This is a genomic window from Curtobacterium sp. 458 (assembly GCF_030406605.1).
GTDB lineage: Bacteria > Actinomycetota > Actinomycetes > Actinomycetales > Microbacteriaceae > Curtobacterium.
Window position 1 is genome coordinate 3,204,795 of sequence record NZ_CP129104.1, and the last position, 17,583, is coordinate 3,222,377.

17 protein-coding genes are annotated in these 17,583 nt (G+C 71.8%); 4 read left to right on the plus strand and 13 right to left on the minus strand.

Annotation, left to right across the window (positions count from 1 at the left end; all coding sequences use genetic code 11):
• From ybeY to hrcA, 6 genes are all read right to left on the minus strand, one after another.
• On the minus strand, positions 1–462 hold the full coding sequence (gene ybeY / locus QPJ90_RS15530; RefSeq protein ID WP_290132045.1) for an rRNA maturation RNase YbeY: 462 nt from the start codon (positions 460–462) through the stop codon (positions 1–3).
• A complete protein-coding gene (locus QPJ90_RS15535) occupies positions 459–1,520 on the minus strand; it encodes a PhoH family protein (RefSeq protein WP_290134253.1) in 1,062 nt (353 codons plus the stop codon). The genes ybeY and QPJ90_RS15535 overlap by 4 nt, the downstream gene beginning before the upstream one ends.
• Positions 1,521–1,572: 52 nt before the next feature.
• Complete coding sequence (locus tag QPJ90_RS15540) at positions 1,573–1,926, minus strand: histidine triad nucleotide-binding protein (protein WP_290132046.1); 354 nt, start codon at positions 1,924–1,926, stop codon at positions 1,573–1,575.
• Between the two features lie 34 nt (positions 1,927–1,960).
• Complete coding sequence (locus QPJ90_RS15545) at positions 1,961–2,698, minus strand: 16S rRNA (uracil(1498)-N(3))-methyltransferase (RefSeq protein ID WP_290132047.1); 738 nt, start codon at positions 2,696–2,698, stop codon at positions 1,961–1,963.
• The gene (gene dnaJ, locus QPJ90_RS15550; protein ID WP_290132048.1) at positions 2,698–3,807 is read right to left on the minus strand and encodes a molecular chaperone DnaJ; all 1,110 of its coding nucleotides are present in this window, start codon (positions 3,805–3,807) and stop codon (positions 2,698–2,700) included. Before dnaJ ends, QPJ90_RS15545 begins: the two co-directional genes overlap by 1 nt.
• 87 nt (positions 3,808–3,894) lie before the next feature.
• A complete protein-coding gene (gene hrcA, locus QPJ90_RS15555; RefSeq protein ID WP_290132049.1) occupies positions 3,895–4,914 on the minus strand; it encodes a heat-inducible transcriptional repressor HrcA in 1,020 nt (339 codons plus the stop codon).
• A 109-nt stretch (positions 4,915–5,023) separates the two neighbouring features.
• On the opposite strand from hrcA, the gene QPJ90_RS15560 reads away from it, so the two are divergent.
• Positions 5,024–5,422: a DUF4870 domain-containing protein gene (locus QPJ90_RS15560; RefSeq protein WP_290132050.1), complete on the plus strand. Its 399-nt coding sequence runs from the start codon at positions 5,024–5,026 to the stop codon at positions 5,420–5,422.
• A gap of 23 nt (positions 5,423–5,445) precedes the next feature.
• On the opposite strand, the gene hemW is transcribed toward QPJ90_RS15560, so the two are convergent.
• Positions 5,446–6,663, minus strand: coding sequence for a radical SAM family heme chaperone HemW (hemW, locus tag QPJ90_RS15565; protein WP_290132051.1), 1,218 nt, complete (start codon positions 6,661–6,663; stop codon positions 5,446–5,448).
• A gap of 28 nt (positions 6,664–6,691) precedes the next feature.
• Between hemW and QPJ90_RS15570 the strand changes: the two genes are divergently transcribed.
• Positions 6,692–7,384 (plus strand): HAD family hydrolase, encoded by a 693-nt coding sequence (locus tag QPJ90_RS15570; protein ID WP_290132052.1) that lies wholly within the window; start codon positions 6,692–6,694, stop codon positions 7,382–7,384.
• A 118-nt stretch (positions 7,385–7,502) separates the two neighbouring features.
• Here the strand turns inward: QPJ90_RS15570 and QPJ90_RS15575 are convergent, their stop codons facing one another.
• Positions 7,503–8,150, minus strand: coding sequence for a DUF1990 domain-containing protein (locus tag QPJ90_RS15575; protein ID WP_290132053.1), 648 nt, complete (start codon positions 8,148–8,150; stop codon positions 7,503–7,505).
• A 270-nt stretch (positions 8,151–8,420) separates the two neighbouring features.
• Here QPJ90_RS15575 and QPJ90_RS15580 point away from each other — a divergent pair, with 270 nt between their 5' ends.
• On the plus strand, positions 8,421–8,909 hold the full coding sequence (locus QPJ90_RS15580; RefSeq protein WP_290132054.1) for a hypothetical protein: 489 nt from the start codon (positions 8,421–8,423) through the stop codon (positions 8,907–8,909).
• A 4-nt stretch (positions 8,910–8,913) separates the two neighbouring features.
• Here the strand turns inward: QPJ90_RS15580 and lepA are convergent, their stop codons facing one another.
• Complete coding sequence (lepA, locus tag QPJ90_RS15585; RefSeq protein WP_290132055.1) at positions 8,914–10,761, minus strand: translation elongation factor 4; 1,848 nt, start codon at positions 10,759–10,761, stop codon at positions 8,914–8,916.
• Positions 10,762–10,991: 230 nt separating this feature from the next.
• Positions 10,992–12,158: an aminotransferase class I/II-fold pyridoxal phosphate-dependent enzyme gene (locus tag QPJ90_RS15590; protein ID WP_290132056.1), complete on the minus strand. Its 1,167-nt coding sequence runs from the start codon at positions 12,156–12,158 to the stop codon at positions 10,992–10,994.
• Positions 12,159–12,394: 236 nt separating this feature from the next.
• Between QPJ90_RS15590 and rpsT the strand changes: the two genes are divergently transcribed.
• Complete coding sequence (gene rpsT, locus QPJ90_RS15595; protein ID WP_022904294.1) at positions 12,395–12,655, plus strand: 30S ribosomal protein S20; 261 nt, start codon at positions 12,395–12,397, stop codon at positions 12,653–12,655.
• Between the two features lie 525 nt (positions 12,656–13,180).
• Here rpsT and holA read toward each other — a convergent pair.
• From holA to QPJ90_RS15610, 3 genes are read right to left on the minus strand one after another with little or no spacing between them, the layout of a single operon-like run.
• Positions 13,181–14,164 (minus strand): DNA polymerase III subunit delta, encoded by a 984-nt coding sequence (gene holA, locus QPJ90_RS15600; RefSeq protein ID WP_290134254.1) that lies wholly within the window; start codon positions 14,162–14,164, stop codon positions 13,181–13,183.
• Entirely contained in the window at positions 14,049–16,712 is a 2,664-nt protein-coding gene (locus tag QPJ90_RS15605; RefSeq protein WP_290132057.1) for a ComEC/Rec2 family competence protein, read from the minus strand. The genes holA and QPJ90_RS15605 overlap by 116 nt, the downstream gene beginning before the upstream one ends.
• A complete protein-coding gene (locus tag QPJ90_RS15610) occupies positions 16,705–17,466 on the minus strand; it encodes a ComEA family DNA-binding protein (RefSeq protein ID WP_290132058.1) in 762 nt (253 codons plus the stop codon). Before QPJ90_RS15610 ends, QPJ90_RS15605 begins: the two co-directional genes overlap by 8 nt.
• Between the last annotated feature and the right edge of the window lie 117 nt (positions 17,467–17,583).

Genomic DNA, 17,583 nt, shown 5'->3' on the forward strand with positions numbered 1-17,583 from the left:
TCACCGCCCTCGGTGCTGGGCGGCGAACGCGGAGAGGATCTCGCCCTGGATGCCGAACATCTCGGCCTTCTCCTCCGGCTCCGCGTGGTCGAAGCCGAGGAGGTGCAGGATCCCGTGGCACGTGAGCAGCAGCATCTCGTCGGTCGTGGAGTGTCCGGCCGTCTTCGCCTGTTCCTCCGCCACCTGCGGGCAGAGCACGATGTCGCCGAGGAGTCCGGCGGGCGTCGGGTCGTCCTCGGTGCCCGGGCGCAGTTCGTCCATCGGGAAGCTCAGGACGTCGGTCGGACCGGGCTCGTCCATCCACCGCACGTGCAGCTGCTCCATCGCGCCCTCGTCCACGAGCACGATCGCGAGCTCCGCGTCGGCGTGGACGTGCATCGCGTCGAGCGCGAAGGAGGCGAGGCGCTGGATCGCGGCCTCGTCCACCTCCACCCCGGACTCGTTGTTGAGCTCGATGCTCACCGGTTCCCTCCTCGGGAGTCGTTCTGCGGGTACGGGGAGCGCTGCCGGTCCTGCGGCGGACGGCCGCGACGCTCGGCGCGGTTGACGCCTGCGGGGTTGCCCTCCGCTGCCGAGCCGCGACCGCCGGGACGGTACCCGGCCTGCTCGGCGAGGCGCTCCTCGTCGTAGACGGTGTACGCGTCCACGATGCGCCCGACGAGCGTGTGCCGGACGACGTCCTCGCTGCCGAGGCGGGCGAAGTGGATGTCGTCGACCTCGTCGAGGATCCGTGTCACGAGCCGGAGCCCGGAGAGGTTGCCGGGCAGGTCGACCTGGGTGATGTCACCCGTGACGACCATCTTCGACCCGAACCCGAGGCGCGTGAGGAACATCTTCATCTGCTCGGGCGTGGTGTTCTGCGCCTCGTCGAGGACCACGAACGAGTCGTTGAGCGTCCGCCCGCGCATGTACGCCAGCGGCGCGACCTCGACGGTGCCGGCCGCGAGGAGCTTCGGCACGAGCTCGGGGTCCATCATCTCGTTGAGGGCGTCGTACAGCGGCCGCAGGTACGGGTCGATCTTGTCGGTGAGCGTGCCGGGCAGGAACCCGAGCCGCTCGCCCGCCTCGACCGCCGGACGCGTGAGGATGATGCGGGTGACCTCGCGCCGCTGCAGCGCCTGCACGGCCTTCGCCATCGCCAGGTACGTCTTGCCGGTACCCGCCGGTCCGATCCCGAACGTGATGGTGTTCGCGTCGATCGCGTCGACGTACGCCCGCTGGCCGTCGGTCTTCGGGCGGACCGACTTGCCCCGGCTCGACACGATCGGCGTCCCGAAGGTGTCCGACGGCTTGCGGTCGTCGTCGAGGATGCGCGCCGACATCGGGATGTCGGCAGGGCCGATGTCCTGACCGCGCTTGACCATGCCGACGAGTTCGTCGACGAGGGCTCGGGCGCGGGCGACGTCGCGCTCCGGGCCGGTGAGGCTGACCTCGTTGCCGCGCACGACGACGCGGACCCCGGGGTACTGACGTTCGACGGTCTTGAGCAGCCGGTCCTGCGGACCCAGCAGCTGCACCATGGCGATGCCGTCGACGGTGAGCTCGGACGTGGCGTCCTGCTCGAGTGGTTCGTTATCCGGCAAGGGTGCCTTCCTGCAGTTCACCTGCGAGTACGTGCGCGTGCACGTGGAACACGGTCTGACCGGCTGCTTCGCCGGTGTTGAACACGAGACGGTACTGGCCGCCGGCACGCTCGTCGGCGATGCGCTGCGCGGTGGCGACCACGTGGGCGAGGAGGTCGGGGTCCCCGGAGGCGAGCTCCGTCACGTTGCGGTACTGCTCGGTCTTCGGGACGACGAGCACGTGGACGGGAGCCTTCGGCGCGATGTCCTCGAACGCGATGACGCGGTCGTCCTCGGCGACGACGGTCGCCGGGATCTCGCGCGCGATGATCTTCGAGAAGACGCTGGGCGTGCTGGTGCTCATGTCCCCATCGTAGAACGCGCCGCCGACGGCGGGCCTACCAGCGCCCGAGCCGCGTCTGGAGGATCGACAGCGCCGCCGGACCCGCGGTCGAGGTCCGGAGCACGGTGTCGCCGAGTCGCACCCGCACGGCGCCCGCGGCGACCAGGCGGTCGAACTCGCTGCCGTCGATGCCGCCCTCGGGCCCGACGACGAGCGCGATGTCCTCGACGTCGGCCGGCGGCTCCCACGCGGAGAGGCGGACGTCGCCGACCGGGTCGAGCACGAGCACCGCCCGTCCGACGCCGACGGTCCCCACGAGCTGCGCGGTCGTCACCGGCGCCTCGACGGCCGGCACCCGCGGACGGATCGCCTGCTTCGAGGCCTCGTGCGCGATGGCCTCCCACCGCGCACGGCCCTTCTCGACCTTCGCCCCCTCCCACCGGGAGACACTGCGGGCCGCCGACCACGGGACGATGCGGTCGACGCCGATCTCGGTCGACGCCTGCACGGCCATCTCGTCGCGACCGCCCTTGGCCAGGGCCTGCACGAGCGTCAGCGTGGGCGACGGCGCCGGGGAGACGTCCACCGCCGTGACCTCGAGCACGAGGGCGTCGCGGTCGGTGGTCACCACCGGTCCGGTCACCACGGTGCCGTTCCCGTCGCCCAGGCGCAGCGTCTCGCCGACCCGCACCCGCGCGACCGACACCGCGTGACGGCCTTCCGCCCCGCCCAGCGACACCTGGTCGCCGACGGTCACGCCGTCGAGCGCGGGCACGAGGTACAGCGAGGCCATCAGAAGTTGAAGAAGCGGTCGCGGAGCTTGCCGAACATGCCCTGCTGGAACCGGGCGAGCTGCGGCTTCGTCGCCTTGTGCGACTTCGCGAGCTGCTCGACCAGCTGGCGTTCCTTGTGCGAGAGCTTCGTCGGCGTCACGACCTGCACGCCGACGCGGAGGTCACCGCGCCCGGCGCCGCGCAGCTTCGTGACGCCGCGGTCCTTGAGCACGAGCACGTCCGCGCTCTGGACACCGGGACGGATCTCGAGCTCGACCGGCCCGTCGAGACCGTCGATCGTCGCGGTGGTGCCGAGGATCGCGTCGGTCATCCCGACCTCGAGCGTCGCGAGCAGGTCGTCGCCGTCGCGGCTGAAGACGTCGTGGTGCCGCACCCGGATCTCGAGGTAGAGGTCACCCGAGGGGCCGCCGGCCGGACCGACCTCGCCCTGACCCGGCATCTGCAGGCGCAGCCCGGAGTCGACACCGGCGGGCACGTCGACCGGGATCGAGCGACGGGCACGCACGCGGCCCTGGCCCTGGCACGTCGGACACGGGTTCGGGATCACGGTGCCGTAGCCGCGGCAGGTGCCGCACGGCGCGCTCGTGACGACGTTGCCGAGGAGCGAACGGACCTGGCGCTGGATGTGTCCGGAGCCGCCGCAGATGTCGCAGGTGCGCGGGCTCGTGCCCGGCGCACAGCACGAGCCGTGGCAGGTCTCGCACAGGACGGCCGTGTCGACCTCGACCTCCTTGTGGGTGCCGAAGACGACCTCGTCGAGGTCGACGTCGATGCGCAGCAGGGCGTCCTGCCCCCGCTCGGCACGACTGCGGGGACCGGAGCCCCGACCGCCGCCACCACCGCCGAAGAAGGCGTCGAAGATGTCGCTGAAGCCGCCGGCCCCGCCACCGAACGGGCTGTCCGCCTGCGGTCCGGCGTCATACCGACGGCGCTGTTCGGGGTCGCTCAGCACGTCGTACGCGTGCGTCACGTCCTTGAAGCGCTCGGCGGCCTCCGGGCTGGGGTTCACGTCCGGGTGGAGTTCCCGCGCCAGGCGACGGTAGGCCTTCTTGATGTCGGCATCGGAGGCGTCCGGCTGGACGCCGAGGACGTCGTAGTGGTCTGCCACGTATCCCTCAGAGAGTTTCGGTTCGGTCGGTCTGGAGGCCCGGTGCGGGTCGTGCGCGTGGGTCGCGCCGATCGCGGTGCGGGCCGGTCAATGTTCGCCCAGGAGCTTGGACAGGTACCGTGCGACGGCCCGGACGGCGGCCATGTTGCTGCCGTAGTCCATCCGCGTCGGCCCGAGCACTCCGAGCCGTGCCACCTCGCCGCCGGCGAGGTACCCGCCCGCGACGATGCTCGTGGCGTCGAGGCCGTACTCGGCGTTCTCGACCCCGATGCGCGCGGCCACGGCGATGTCGTCCACCTGCATCTCCCCGAACAGTCGGAGCAGGGTGACTTGTTCCTCGATCGCCTCGAGCACGGGGAAGAGTCCGCCGGAGAAGTCGGACTCGCTCTTCGCGAGGTTCGCCGCGCCGGCCATGAGCAGGCGGTCCTGGCGGTTCGCCGCCACCTGCTCGATGAGGGTCGCGACGACGACCCCGGCGAGGGGCTGGACGTCGGGGCGGAGCTGTTGGGGCACCGCCCGGAGCGCCCCGGGCACGTCCTGCAGGAGCAGCCCGACCGTCGCGCCGTTGACGACCGTGCGGAGTTCGGTGAGCGCGGACTCGTCGAGGCCGACGTCGCTCTCGACGACGCGCTGCTCGACGCGCGCGGTGTCGGTGATGAGCACGACCATGAGCCGTGTGTCACCGAGCCGGACCAGCTCGACGTGCTGCACCCGGGCGCGCACCATCGACGGGTACTGCACGAGGGCCACCTGGTTCGTCAGCTGGCTGAGCAGGCGGACCGTGCGGCCGAGGACGTCGTCGAGGTCACCCGACGCACCGAGGAAGGTCTCGATCGCGTGACGCTGTGCACTGGAGAGCGGGCGGGCGGCGGCCAGGTGGTCGACGAACACCCGGTACCCCTTGTCGGTCGGCACCCGTCCGGACGACGTGTGCGGGGCGACGATGAGCTGCTCGTCCTCGAGCTGGGCCATGTCGTTGCGGATGGTCGCCGCACTGACCCCGAAGGCGTGGCGGTCGACGATGGACTTCGACCCGACCGGCTCGCGGGAAGCGACGTAGTCCCGCACGATGGCCTTGAGGACCTCGAGGCTGCGTTCGCTGACCACTCGATCCCCTTTCCGTTCGCGTTGGCACTCTCGTGTGTCGACTGCTGATCCTACGCCCGACGGCCGACAACACGGGACGTCCGTCGGCGCTCGTCGGTACGCTTCCCGCATGACCCACGGACAGCAGCCCGGCGGCCCAGGCGGCCCCCAGTACCCGCCGAACTACCAGGCGCCCCAGCCGATGAGCCCCGAGGACCAGCGACTCTGGGCGACCCTGACGCACGTCGGCGCGATCTTCTTCAGCCTGCTCGTGCCGATCGTCGCGTACCTCGTGCTGCGCGATCGGGGCCAGTTCGTGCGCGAACACACTCGCCAGGCACTGAACTTCCACATCACCGCGGCGATCGCCGGAGTCGTGTGCGGCCTGCTCTCGATCATCCTCATCGGCCTGATCCTGCTGCCGATCTTGGGTGTGCTCGTGATCGTGTTCTCGATCCTCGCCGCGATCGCCGCCAACCAGGGCCGCTTCTACAAGTACCCGCTGTCGATCGAGTTCATCAAGCAGTAGCGGATCACCCGGGCGCCGAGGGCTCAGTCGAGCAGCTCGCGGACCACCGCGTCCGCGAGCAGCCGGCCCTGCCTGGTCAACTCGACCCGACCGCGCACCGCGGCCGAGCCGTCCACGAGACCACGTGCGATGAGCCCGGCGACACGGCCACGGGCCTCCCGGCGGAGTTCCGACGTGGCGAGCTCCCCGCGGACCCGCGCCGCGAGGAGCACGCGCTCGACGTACCGTGTCTCGTCGTCGAGGGTCTCGCGGCCGGCTGCCGGCGACTCCCCCGCGAGCACCCGGTTCGCGTACGCGGCCGGGTGCTTGACGTTCCACCAGCGGGTGCCGGCGACCGCGGAGTGCGCGCCCGGGCCGACGCCCCACCAGTCGTGACCCTTCCAGTAGGACAGGTTGTGGCGGCTCGCGTGGGCCTCGCCCCGTGCCCAGTTCGAGACCTCGTACCAGGAGTACCCGGCCGCACCGAGGACGTCGTCGGCGAGCTCGTACATGTCGACGGCGAGGTCGTCGTCGGGAGCGGGCAGTTCGCCCCGGGCGACCATCCGCCCCATCGCGGTGCCCTCCTCGACGATGAGCGAGTACGCCGAGACGTGGTCGGGCGCACAGGCGATCGCCGCATCGAGCGAGGTCCGCCAGTCGCGGAGGGACTCCCCCGGCGTCGAGTAGATGAGGTCGAGCGACACGTCGAGGCCCTGCTGCTTCGCGAGGTCCACCACGAGCGGCACCCGCTCCGGGTCGTGCGTGCGGTCGAGCGTGGCGAGGACGTGCGGCACCGCCGACTGCATGCCGTAGCTCACCCGGGTGAAGCCGCCCTCGCGGAGCGTCTGCAGCGATGCGCCGTCCACCGAGTCGGGGTTCGCCTCGGTGGTGACCTCGGCGCCGGGCACGATGCCCCACGTCTCGTCGATCGCGCGGAGGATCATCACGAGGTCGTCGGCCGGCAGCATCGTCGGGGTCCCACCGCCGAAGAACACCGTCGACACCGGACGACGCGGGACACCGGAGCGCTCGAGCACCGAGGCGGCGAAGCGGATCTCCTGCACCGCGTGGCCCGCGTAGTCGTCACGACGGACCCCGCGCAGCTCGGACGCCGTGTACGTGTTGAAGTCGCAGTACCCGCACCGGACCCGACAGAACGGCACGTGCACGTAGACGCCGAACGGGACGTCACCCGCTCCCGGTCCGGGGGTGATCAGCCCGTCCGACGGAGCAGGATCGGCGATCGGCAGGGCGCTCGGCATGGACTCCATTCTCGGTCATGATGGAGGCATGGAGCACCACACCGTCCCCACCACGGTGCTGTGGGACATCGACGGCACCCTCGTGCTGAACGCCTCCTCGCCGGGCAACCTGTACCACCTGGCGCTCGAGCGGGCGGTCGGCCGTGACCTCACCCTGCGCGTCGGGCACCAGCACGGACGGACGGACGCCGGCCTCATCGCCGAGCACGTCCGGGCGCACGACCTCGACGACGCACTCATCCCGACCGTGTCCGGGCATCTGCGCGACCTCACCGACGAACGCTTCCGTGCCGGTGACCACCGGAAGCCGGCGCCGGGTGCCCGCGACCTCCTCCGACGCTTCGCCGTGCTGGGCTGGCGCAACGGGCTGCTCACCGGCAACTCCGAGCACCGGGCACGCGTCAAGCTTCGTGGCGCGGGGTTCGACCTCGAGGCGTTCGACTGGGCCCACTCGTTCTTCGGCGACGAAGAGGTCGACCGAGCCGGCGTGACCGGACGTGCTGCCGCTGCGCTCCGTGGCGAGCGGGCCGTGATCGTCGGCGACACCCCGCGGGACGGCGAGGCCGCCGACGTGGCGGGCATCCCGTTCCTGGCGGTCGCGACAGGCGGCTACGACGTCGAGGCGCTCCGGTCGACGAGTGCGGTCGCGGTCGCGCGCGACTGCGTGCAGGACGTGCAGCTGATCGAGGACGCGATCGCCGCGCTCGCGCCCCTGCGCTGACGGGCAGTGGCCCGGGCGGCCACCGAGACTCCGCTCCGCGGACACCTGCGCGCTGTCCGGGCCGCGGAACTGTCCGCCGAGCCGAGTCTCGGCGTGGGCGATGTCAGGCGCGGAGGGGTCAGTCTCCGCGCAGCGCCGCGAGGTACTTCTCCGCCATGACCCGCCGCTGCCGGCGGAGCAGCGGCTCCACGAGGCGCCACTTCCGGCTCGCCGGCTGCGAGAACTGCCGCAACTGCAGCCAGACCGAACCGTCCGACGTGCGCTCGACGACGAACGACTCCTCGCCCGAGAGCGGGTGGCCCTCGAGCGTGCCGTACGCGAAGCCCTTCCGGTCCGTCTCGTCGATGATCGACACGACCCGGACCGGCGCGTGCACGGTCTGCCCGAACGCGTGCATCGTGAGCGTCGCGGTCGTCCCCGCGGTCAACAGCGGCGTGCCGTCGGGCGCGAACCGTTCGACCTTCGGTGTGCCGATCGACGCGGGGGCGATCGGGACGCCGTGCTCGTCGAAGGTCACCGGGTTGTAGCGGACCTCGTCGTCGTCGGGCTGGTCGTCGACCTGCACGCGGATCCCGCTGCGCTCCTGGATCTGCCAGGACAGCGCCTGCGTCACGGCGGTCTCGAAGCGGGCGTCGCCGTGGCCGATCCGCGCGCGGGACTCGGTGGGCGTGAAGCCCTCCGGCGGGTACGTCATGAGGTCCGACGCCTGGGTCGCGCCGACCGCGCCGTACGTCAGGGCGGTCCGGTAGCTGCCGCGGGAACTCATGCCGACCAGCCTACTTGGCGGTGCGAACCGTCACGACCCAGCTGCCGCGGGAACGCATGCCGACCAGCCTCCTCGGCGGTGCGAACCGTCACGACCCAGCTGCCGCGGGAACTCATGCCGACCAGCCTCCTCGGCGGTGCGAACCGTCACGACCCAGCTGCCGCGGGAACGCATGCCGACCAGCCTCCTCGGGAAGGGATCCGCCCGCGGAACGGGCGAACCCCGAACTGGAGGCTCGGATAGCTCCCGCCACACCGCTATCGTCGGTCCGTGCCCACCGCGACCGCCGTCCCCCGACCTCGGACCGGCCGCACCCCGCGGACGCTGGGCACCCTCACCGCGATCGCCTTCGCGATCGCGGTCATCGCGCGGCTCGCCCTCGACCGGTACGAGGCGAGCGCCGCGCTCCTCGTCCGGTACACGAGCGAGCTCCCCGTCGACCGGTACCCGGTCGTCAGTACCCTGCTCGCGCAGGTCGCCGTCGCGAGCATCGGCGTCGGCGTCCTGCTGTTCGGCGCGCTGCTCGTGGTCGTCGTCCGACGCTCCCGGCGACGCCCGGTCGTCCCCTGGCTCGTCGGCGGAGCGGTCCTGCTCGCCCTCGGCGCGGCCGTCGCGTCCGTGGTGGCGAGCGAGCAGACCACGTTCGTCGCGATGACGGAGTGGAGCACCTGGCGGACCGCACTGGCGGGACTGGCCGCCGCGTGCCTCCCGGCCGTCTGCCTGGCAGCCCTGCGGGCGCGCACCGAGCGCACCCGCTGAGGCGCTACTTCTTCTTCTCCTCGACGTCGCCCGAGAGCGCCGCGATGAAGGCTTCCTGCGGCACCTCGACGCGACCCACCATCTTCATGCGCTTCTTGCCCTCCTTCTGCTTCTCGAGGAGCTTGCGCTTGCGGGTGATGTCACCGCCGTAGCACTTCGCGAGGACGTCCTTGCGCATCGCCCGGATGCTCTCGCGCGCGATGATGCGTGCGCCGATGGCGGCCTGGATCGGCACTTCGAACTGCTGCCGCGGGATGAGCTTGCGGAGCCGCTCGGTCATGAGCGTGCCGTACGCGTACGCCTTGTCGCGGTGGACGATCGCACTGAACGCGTCCACCTGCTCGCCCTGCAACAGGATGTCGACCTTGACGAGGTCGGCCGCCTGGTCGCCCGTGGGCTCGTAGTCGAGCGACGCGTAGCCCTGCGTCTTGCTCTTCAGCTGGTCGAAGAAGTCGAAGACGATCTCGCCGAGGGGGATCTCGTAGCGGATCTCGACGCGGTCCTCGCCGAGGTACTCCATGCCGAGGAGGGAGCCGCGGCGCGACTGGCAGAGCTCCATGATCGCGCCGACGTAGTCCTTCGGCGCGAGGATGGCCGCGCGCACCATCGGCTCGCGGACCTCGACGATGCGGCCGCCGGGGAACTCGGAGGGGTTCGTGACCTCGGTCACGGAGTTGTCCTCGTTCGTGACCTCGTAGATCACGCTCGGGGCGGTGGTGATGAGGTCGAGGCCAAACTCGCGGCTCAGACGCTCGGTGATGATCTCGAGGTGGAGCAACCCTAGGAACCCGCAGCGGAACCCGAACCCGAGCGCCACGGAGGTCTCGGGCTCGTACACGAGGGCTGCGTCCGACAGCTTGAGCTTGTCGAGCGCTTCGCGGAGGTCCGGGTAGTCGGAACCGTCGATCGGGTACAGCCCCGAGAACACCATCGGCTTCGGGTCGGTGTAGCCGGCCAGCGGGTCGGTCGCGGGCTTCTGCGCGCTCGTGACGGTGTCGCCGACCTTGGACTGGCGGACGTCCTTCACGCCGGTGATGAGGTAGCCGACCTCGCCGACGCTCAGGCCCTTCGTCGGCTTCGGCTCCGGCGACGACACCCCGATCTCGAGGATCTCGTGTGTCGTCTTCGTCGACATCATCTGGACCTTCTCGCGCGGCGAGATGGTGCCGTCCACCATGCGGACGTACGTGACGACGCCGCGGTAGCTGTCGTAGACCGAGTCGAAGATCATCGCGCGGGGCGGGGCGTCGACCGTGCCGACGGGCGGCGGGACCGTGCCGACGACGCGGTCGAGGAGCTCGGGGACGCCGACACCGGTCTTGCCGGAGACGCGTAGCACGTCCTCCGGCTTGCCGCCGATGAGCTGCGCGAGCTCGGCCGCGTACTTGTCCGGCTCCGCTGCGGGGAGGTCGATCTTGTTGAGGACCGGGATGATCTCGAGGTCGTTCTCGAGCGCCAGGTAGAGGTTCGCGAGCGTCTGCGCCTCGATGCCCTGCGCGGCGTCCACGAGGAGGATCGCGCCCTCGCACGCGGCGAGCGAACGCGAGACCTCGTACGAGAAGTCGACGTGACCAGGCGTGTCGATCATGTTCAGCGCGAACGTCTTGCCGTCGAGCTCCCACGGCATGCGGACGGCCTGCGACTTGATCGTGATGCCGCGCTCGCGCTCGATGTCCATGCGGTCGAGGTACTGCGCGCGCATCGCCCGCTCCTCGACGATGCCGGTGATCTGCAGCATGCGGTCGGCCAGCGTGGACTTGCCGTGGTCGATGTGCGCGATGATGCAGAAGTTGCGGATCGCCTCGGCCGGGGTCGCGGCGGGCTCGAGCGGCGCGGATGCTTGTGGGCTCACGGTTCCTCAGGGGTCGGGACGGTCGAACGATTGTCCCACGTCCGCGCGCCGGCGGCGCGCACCGCGGGCCGCCCTGTGGAGACGCGGTGCGGCCCTGGACGCTGTGCAGGACGGCCTGGAGGCGCGGGGCGGGCCCGCACCGCGCCTCCAGGCCGACGGATGGTCGCCGACACGGCGGCTCGCGCCGTGTCCTCGGGCGGTGGCGGTGGCCGGCTGCTCGCGCCGTCTCGTCAGACGGCCGCCGTGGCAGGTGCGGGCAGCGCGCCCAGGCCGCTCCGCAGGTCCTCCGCCGTCGCGGCCAGTGAGATGCGGATCCACCCCTCGCCGGTGCGCCCGAACGCGCTCCCCGGCGCGACCGCGACGTGCTCGCGGTGCAGCAGCGCGAGCGCCCACTCGGCGACGTCCCCTCCCGAAGCGTGCGAGACGTCGACCCAGAGGTAGAAGGCGCCGCGCGGGTCGAGGTAGCGGACACCAGCGGCGTCGAGGACCTCCTTCGCCACCTCGAGGTTCGCTCGGTAGTGCTCCCGGGCGTCACGGACCGCCGAGTGGTCCCCGACGATCGCGGCCAGGGCGGCGTACTGGTCGGGTTCGGCGACGCAGCTGATCATCGCCTCCTGGGTGGTGCGCATCGTCGGCCCGAGACCCTTCGGCGTCACGAGGTACCCCACCCGGACCCCCGTCATCGCGTACGTCTTGCTCAGCGAGAACGCCGAGAACACCCGGTCATCGTCGTCGAGCGCAGCGATGCTCACGTGGCGGGTGCCGTAGGTGAAGTACTCGTAGACCTCGTCGCTGATCACCCAGAGGTCGTGCCGCTTCGCCAGTGCGAGGAGCTCGCGCAGGGTGTCCTCGCCGAACACCGAGCCGAGCGGGTTCGACGGCGAGTTCACGATGATCGCCCGCGTCCGCTCGGTGATGCTCGCCTCGAGTGCCGCGAGGTCCGGCTCGAAGCCGTGCTGCGGCGTCAGCTGGTACGGCACCGGTGTCGCGCCCAGGATGTGCGCGTTCATCGTGAACGTCGTGTAGCCGGGGTCCGGCACGAGGACCTCGTCGCCCGGACTGAGCACGAGCGTCATCGCCTGGAACAGCGCCTGCGTCGCGCCGATCGTCATCCAGACCTGCTCGAGGTCGACCTCGATGCGGTTCTCACGGAGGAGCTTCTCGCGGATCGCCTGCCGGAGCGGGGCGATGCCGCCGTTCGGCGTGTAGTCCGTCCGGTCCTCGGACCACGCGCGACGGGCGGCCTCGCCGATGTGCGGTGCGACCGGGACGTCGGGCTCGCCGATCACGAGCATGGTGACGTCCGTGCCGTCCGCGCGGAGCAGTGCGGCCTGTTCGAAGACCCTCCGGATGCCGGAGGCGGGGACGGTGTCGATGCGTGGTGCGAGGGACGGCATGCTCGCCACGGTAGCGACCGCGTGTTGCCGGGCGGTTTCGGCCGGTCCGGGTGCCGTGTCGTCGTGGTCGCCGTGCAGCGGTTCGCGGCCTGTCGGGCTTTGGCCGCTGGGCCTGCTCCTGGTAGTGTTGGTGGCTGGCTTCCGCGTTCCCCGCCCACGGGTGGAACGCGATGCGACCAAGGGCCCCTCTACCCAGCGGTCGCGACCACCCGTAGAGACGAACAGGAGCAACACGCATGGCGAACATCAAGTCGCAGATCAAGCGCATCAAGACCAACCTCAAGGCCACCGAGCGGAACAAGGCGTACCGCTCGGAGCTCAAGACGCACATCCGCCACACCAACGAGGCGATCGCCTCGGGCGACAAGGACAAGGCCGTCGCGGCCCTGGCCCTCGCGTCGAAGAAGCTCGACAAGGCCGTGAGCAAGGGTGTCATCCACAAGAACCAGGCCGCGAACCGCAAGTCGGCCATCGCGAAGAAGGTCTCTGCTCTCTGAGACTGACTCCTGCTCGAAGGCCCCGCACCGTTCGGTGTGGGGCCTTCGTCGTTCGCGGGGTGTGGGGGTCGTCCGCCGAAACGCGCGCGGTTCGACATTGGACCGGTCGATCGACGCGCGGTTCGTCGCACCGGCATCTCGGGCTTCGGCTGCTGCATGGGTTCGACGTCGCACGCGTCGATCGACAGGTGCGTCGTCGGCTCGACGGCGTCGCGCGAGGCCAGGGGAAGTCCACTGTGGGTCCGACGCCGGACAGGCACAGGTCGGACGGCCAATTCGCTCGTGCACGACCACGCCGGCGTCCTACGACAGCGACATCGCCCTCCGTTGCACACGCTCGCAGCCAGCGGCCGCAAAGAACGAGCCCGCCCTCGTCCGTACGACAACGGCGCCGTCGTTCGGCCGTACCACCGAGTGACCTCAGGACGGCGGGGGTCCGACGCCCCGCCCACCCGCGACACGGGCGAGCATCACCATGTCAGTGGGCGCCGGGCCCCGACGACGGACGTGCGCCGGACCGACCGATCAGCGGTCCTCGCCGCGCCGGGCGATCGTCCGGACCATGACCTCGAGCGCGTAGTGGGCGTCGCGCGAGCCGCCCTTCACCGCGGTGTCCGCCGCGGCGATGCTGAGGATCGCGTTCGCCAACCCGGCCTCGCTCCAGCCCGCGACGTCTCGCTGCGCCCGCTGCACCTGCCAGGGCGCCATACCGAGTGCCGATGCCGCCTGGCCGCTGGGCCCGCGGAACGCGCTGACCTTCGCCATCGTCCGGATCTTGCTCGCGAACGCGGCGACGATCGGCACGGGTGCTTCCCCCGTGGCGAGGGCGTGCCGGAGCTCCACGATCGCGGGAGCCGAACGGCCGGCGAGGGCGATGTCCGCGACCTTGAAAGCGTTCGTCTCGACACGTCCGCCGTAGTACTTGTCGACGACCTTGTCGGTGATCTCCTCTGCGGAGTCGGCCAGCAACTGCCGGCACGCCGCCGCGAGCTCGGCCAGGTCGTCGGCGAACGCTGCCACGAGCGTGCGGACAGCGGAGGGAGCGATCTTGCGTCGGGCGGCGCGGAACTCCGCGTTGACGAAGTCGATCCGGTCGGTCTCGCGCTTGACTTCGTCGCACTGCACCTCGACGCCACCACCGACGCCACTGCGGATCGTGTCGAGGAGCTTCTTCCCGCGCATGCCGCCGCCGTGTCGGAGCACGAGGGTGACGTCGTCCGCCGGCCCCTGGAGGTACGCGATCGTCTCGGTGATGAACGCGTCGGTGCACTTCTCGACGTTGGTCACCCGCACGAGCCGGGGTTCACCGAACAACGACGGGCTGGCCAGGGTCGCGAGGAGGCCCGGAGCGTACTGGTCGGCCTCGAGGTCGTGGATCTCGAGCGCGGGGTCCTCACCAACGAGCAGGTCGCGCAGCACACTGGTCGCCCGGTCGGCCAGGAACGCCTCGGGGCCGGTGACGAGGACGACCGGCGCCGGCCGGACGCCCGACCACGAGACCTGGTCGATCTTCGCGGCGGCGCGCGCGGGCTTCTTGGCGGGCATGCGGTCCTTCCGGTGGTGCGAACGGCGGGGCTCCGGTCGCGCTGACGATCCTACGGCCGACCGGTGACGCGGCGCTGGCCGAGCAGGCGACCGACGACGCCGCGCCGGCGGTGAAGCTGACCGGCGACGCCCGGCCGGCGCTGCTGTCGACCGGGTGCTCGGTCCACACGCGCGGCCCGTCCGGGCCCGGCGCCACCACCGCCGTTCCGTGCACGTCCGTCCGGAAGACGGCGGCACCGGTCGCAGCCAGCATGTCCAGCGTCCGCCGCGTCGGGTGCCCGTACGAGTTGTCGGCACCGACGCCGATCAACGCCACGCGTGCCCCCAGTGCCCGGTACAGTCCCGCGTCCTGGTCGGCCGATCCGTGGTGCGAGACCTTCACGACGTCGACCGGCCCGAGTGGTCCAGCGTTCCGGCCGTCCGACGCCCGCATCCGACGCTGCGCCGTCTCGCCGAGGTCCCCGAGCAGCAGCGCGGACGGCACCGGGTCGTCCCGCTCGCTCGCCCGGACGCGGAGGACGAGGCTCGCGTCGTTCCCGGAGTCCGACGACGTCGCCGGCGGCCACGTGACGTCGATGCGGGCGCTGCCGAGCCCGACGGACGTCCCGGCGGCGGCACGGAGCACCTCGGCCCCGGCTCGCCGGAGCTCCTGCACCACCCGGTCGTCAGCGGGCCGCCCGACCGGGCCGACGAGCGCCGTCGTCACAGCCCCCTCGACCTCGGCCACGGCTCCGACGTGGTCGCGGTCGAAGTGCGTCAGGACGAGCAGGGCCAAGCGGTCGACCCGGAGCAGGTCCAGGCAGGCGCGCAGGAGCTCGGGGTCGTCGCCGGTGTCCACGAGCGCGACCGAGCCGCCGGAGCGGAGCAGCACGGCATCGCCCTGACCCACGTCGCACGCCGCCGTGGTCCAGTCGACGGGGACACTCCCCCGGACGACGACCCGCGGGACACCCACCGACCCGACACCGATGACCAGGACGACGGCCGACGCGAGCAGCAGGCGGACGCGGCCGGTCGTGCCGACGAAGACGGCCACCGCGATGCCCGCGCACACCATGACGGCGAGCACAACGCCGGTGGACCCGGTGGGCCACGGCGCCGATGCCCCGGGGAGCGCCGACGCCGTGCGGGCGATCCAACCGACGATGCTGGCCGGCAACCACGCGACTGCGGCGAGGACAGCGGCCCCGGTCGGCCACATCGGCGCGACGAGACACGCCCCGAGGCCCACGACGGTGACGATCGGGGCGAGCGGCTCCGCCAGTAGGTTCGCCGGCACACCGTAGGTCGGCAGGAGCGGTGCCAGCAGGATCGTCACCGGCCAGCACGCCACCTGCGCGGCCACGGGCACCGCGACCACCGCGGCGACCGGTGGCCAGACACGGCGAGCGAGCAGTCCGGTCAGGGGCGGTGCGAGGACCACGATCCCGGCGGTGGCGAGGACCGACAGGGCGAACGCGAACGACCTCGCGTACCAAGGATCGGCGACGAGCATCCCCGTGACGGCGAGGGCGATGAGCGGGACACCGCGCACCGGACGCCCGGACAGGTGCACCACGAGCACGACGACCGCCATCACCGTGGCGCGGACGATCGACGGGTCGGGGCGCACCAGCACGACGAACGCGAGCAGGAAGCCGACGGCGACGGACGCGCGGACGAGTCGCGGCAGCCCCACCGCGCGACCGAACAGGACGACCAGGCCAACGATCACGGCACAGTTCGCACCGGAAACGGCCGTCAGGTGGGTGAGCGCGGTGGTCTCCATCGCGGCCACGGTCGCCGGGTCCAGCCCGCTCCGGTCACCGATCGCCATGCCTCGGAGCAGCGCGGCCCCGGGTCCCGGCAGCTCCGCCGTCACCGCGACGAACGCCTGTCGCGAGCGATCGGTGACGGCGAGGAGCCCCGTGGGCTGGTCCACCCGCACCGGACCCCGCAGGAACACGACGGCGGCGGTCGGTGACCCCGGGTCGTCCGCCTCGATCGCGGCCGACCCTCGGACCGTGCTGCCAGCGGCGAGTCGGTGCGGTCCGTGGTCGGCGAGGCCGTCCGGGACCACCCGCACCGGCACGCGGAGCGCCGTCACCTCGCCGACCGCGGTCAGGGTCCCGGTCACCGAGCGCGCGCCGGGTTCGAGGTCACGGTCGAGCGTCACACGAACGGCACGCGGCCCCTCGGTGTCGGAGAATGCCGCCGGAGCCCGGCGCTCCTGGCCGACGGCGACCGCGACGGCGACCAACCCCACGAGGAGCGCACCGGTCACGACGATGCTCAGCGCGGCGCCGAGCCACCCGGCGTCAGCGGCCGCATCGTCGCCGACTCCGCGGAGGAACAGGACCACGATGCCGACGGCTGCGACCACGCCGGCGCCGACCGCCGCGGTGACGGCAGCTTCGGGACTCCCGATCAGCACGGCTGAGGCGGCCCAGGCAGAGACCGTGGGGAGCGCGATCCGCAGGTCCGCCGGCCGGGCACCGGCCGCTCGCCCGACCCGGCCGACCACGTCAGACACGGACGCGGTCCCGCAGGTCGGCGAACTTCGCATCACCGATCCCGCTGACGTCGAGCAGGTCCTCCACCGCGGCGAAGCGCCCGTGTTCCTCCCTCCAGGCGACGATGCGCGCCGCGAGCGCGGGCCCGATCCCCGGCAGGCGCTCGAGTGTGGCGCCGTCGGCGGTGTTGAGGTCGACCACGTCCGACCCGTCCACGGGCCCACCGGCCGCCGAGTCCGTCGCGCCGTCAGCCGGCCCGACCGCTGCCGGTGGGTCGCCCTCGCCCACCCGTGGCACGTACACCCGCTCCCCGTCCACCAGTGGTCTGGCGAGGTTCAGCCGCCCGAGGTCGGCGTCGCGAGCAGCGCCGCCCGCCCGTTCGACGGCGGCGGCGACCCGGCTGCCCGACGGCAGGCTGACGATGCCCGCGTCGGCCACCGCACCGGCGACGTGCACGACGACCACCGGAGCAGTCGCCGGCGACGACGGTGCGGGTACCGCAGCAGCTCCCGACAGCCCCGACGCCGTCGGCGACCCCGGCCCTCCGACCGCCCCGCTCACCACGACCTCGCTCGGCCCGGCTCCGCTGCCCAGACCGGCGCTGAGGACGACGACCGCCAGCGCGACCGCGGCGACGACCCCGGCGAGCAGCATCGCTGCCCGCGGCGACAACGCGACGCGCGACGACCACGAGCCCGACGACGAACGACTCGGAGCTGGAGGACCCGAGGGCGACGCAGGATCCGACGACGAGGGACCGATGGACGAGGACATGCCCGGAACGCTACGGAGCCCGATCGCCCGGCCGGGCTCCGTCAGCGTGGCCCGTGGAGAACACCATCACGATCCGCCGTGTGCAGGAAAGGGCGCTACCTCTTGATCGCGATGTCC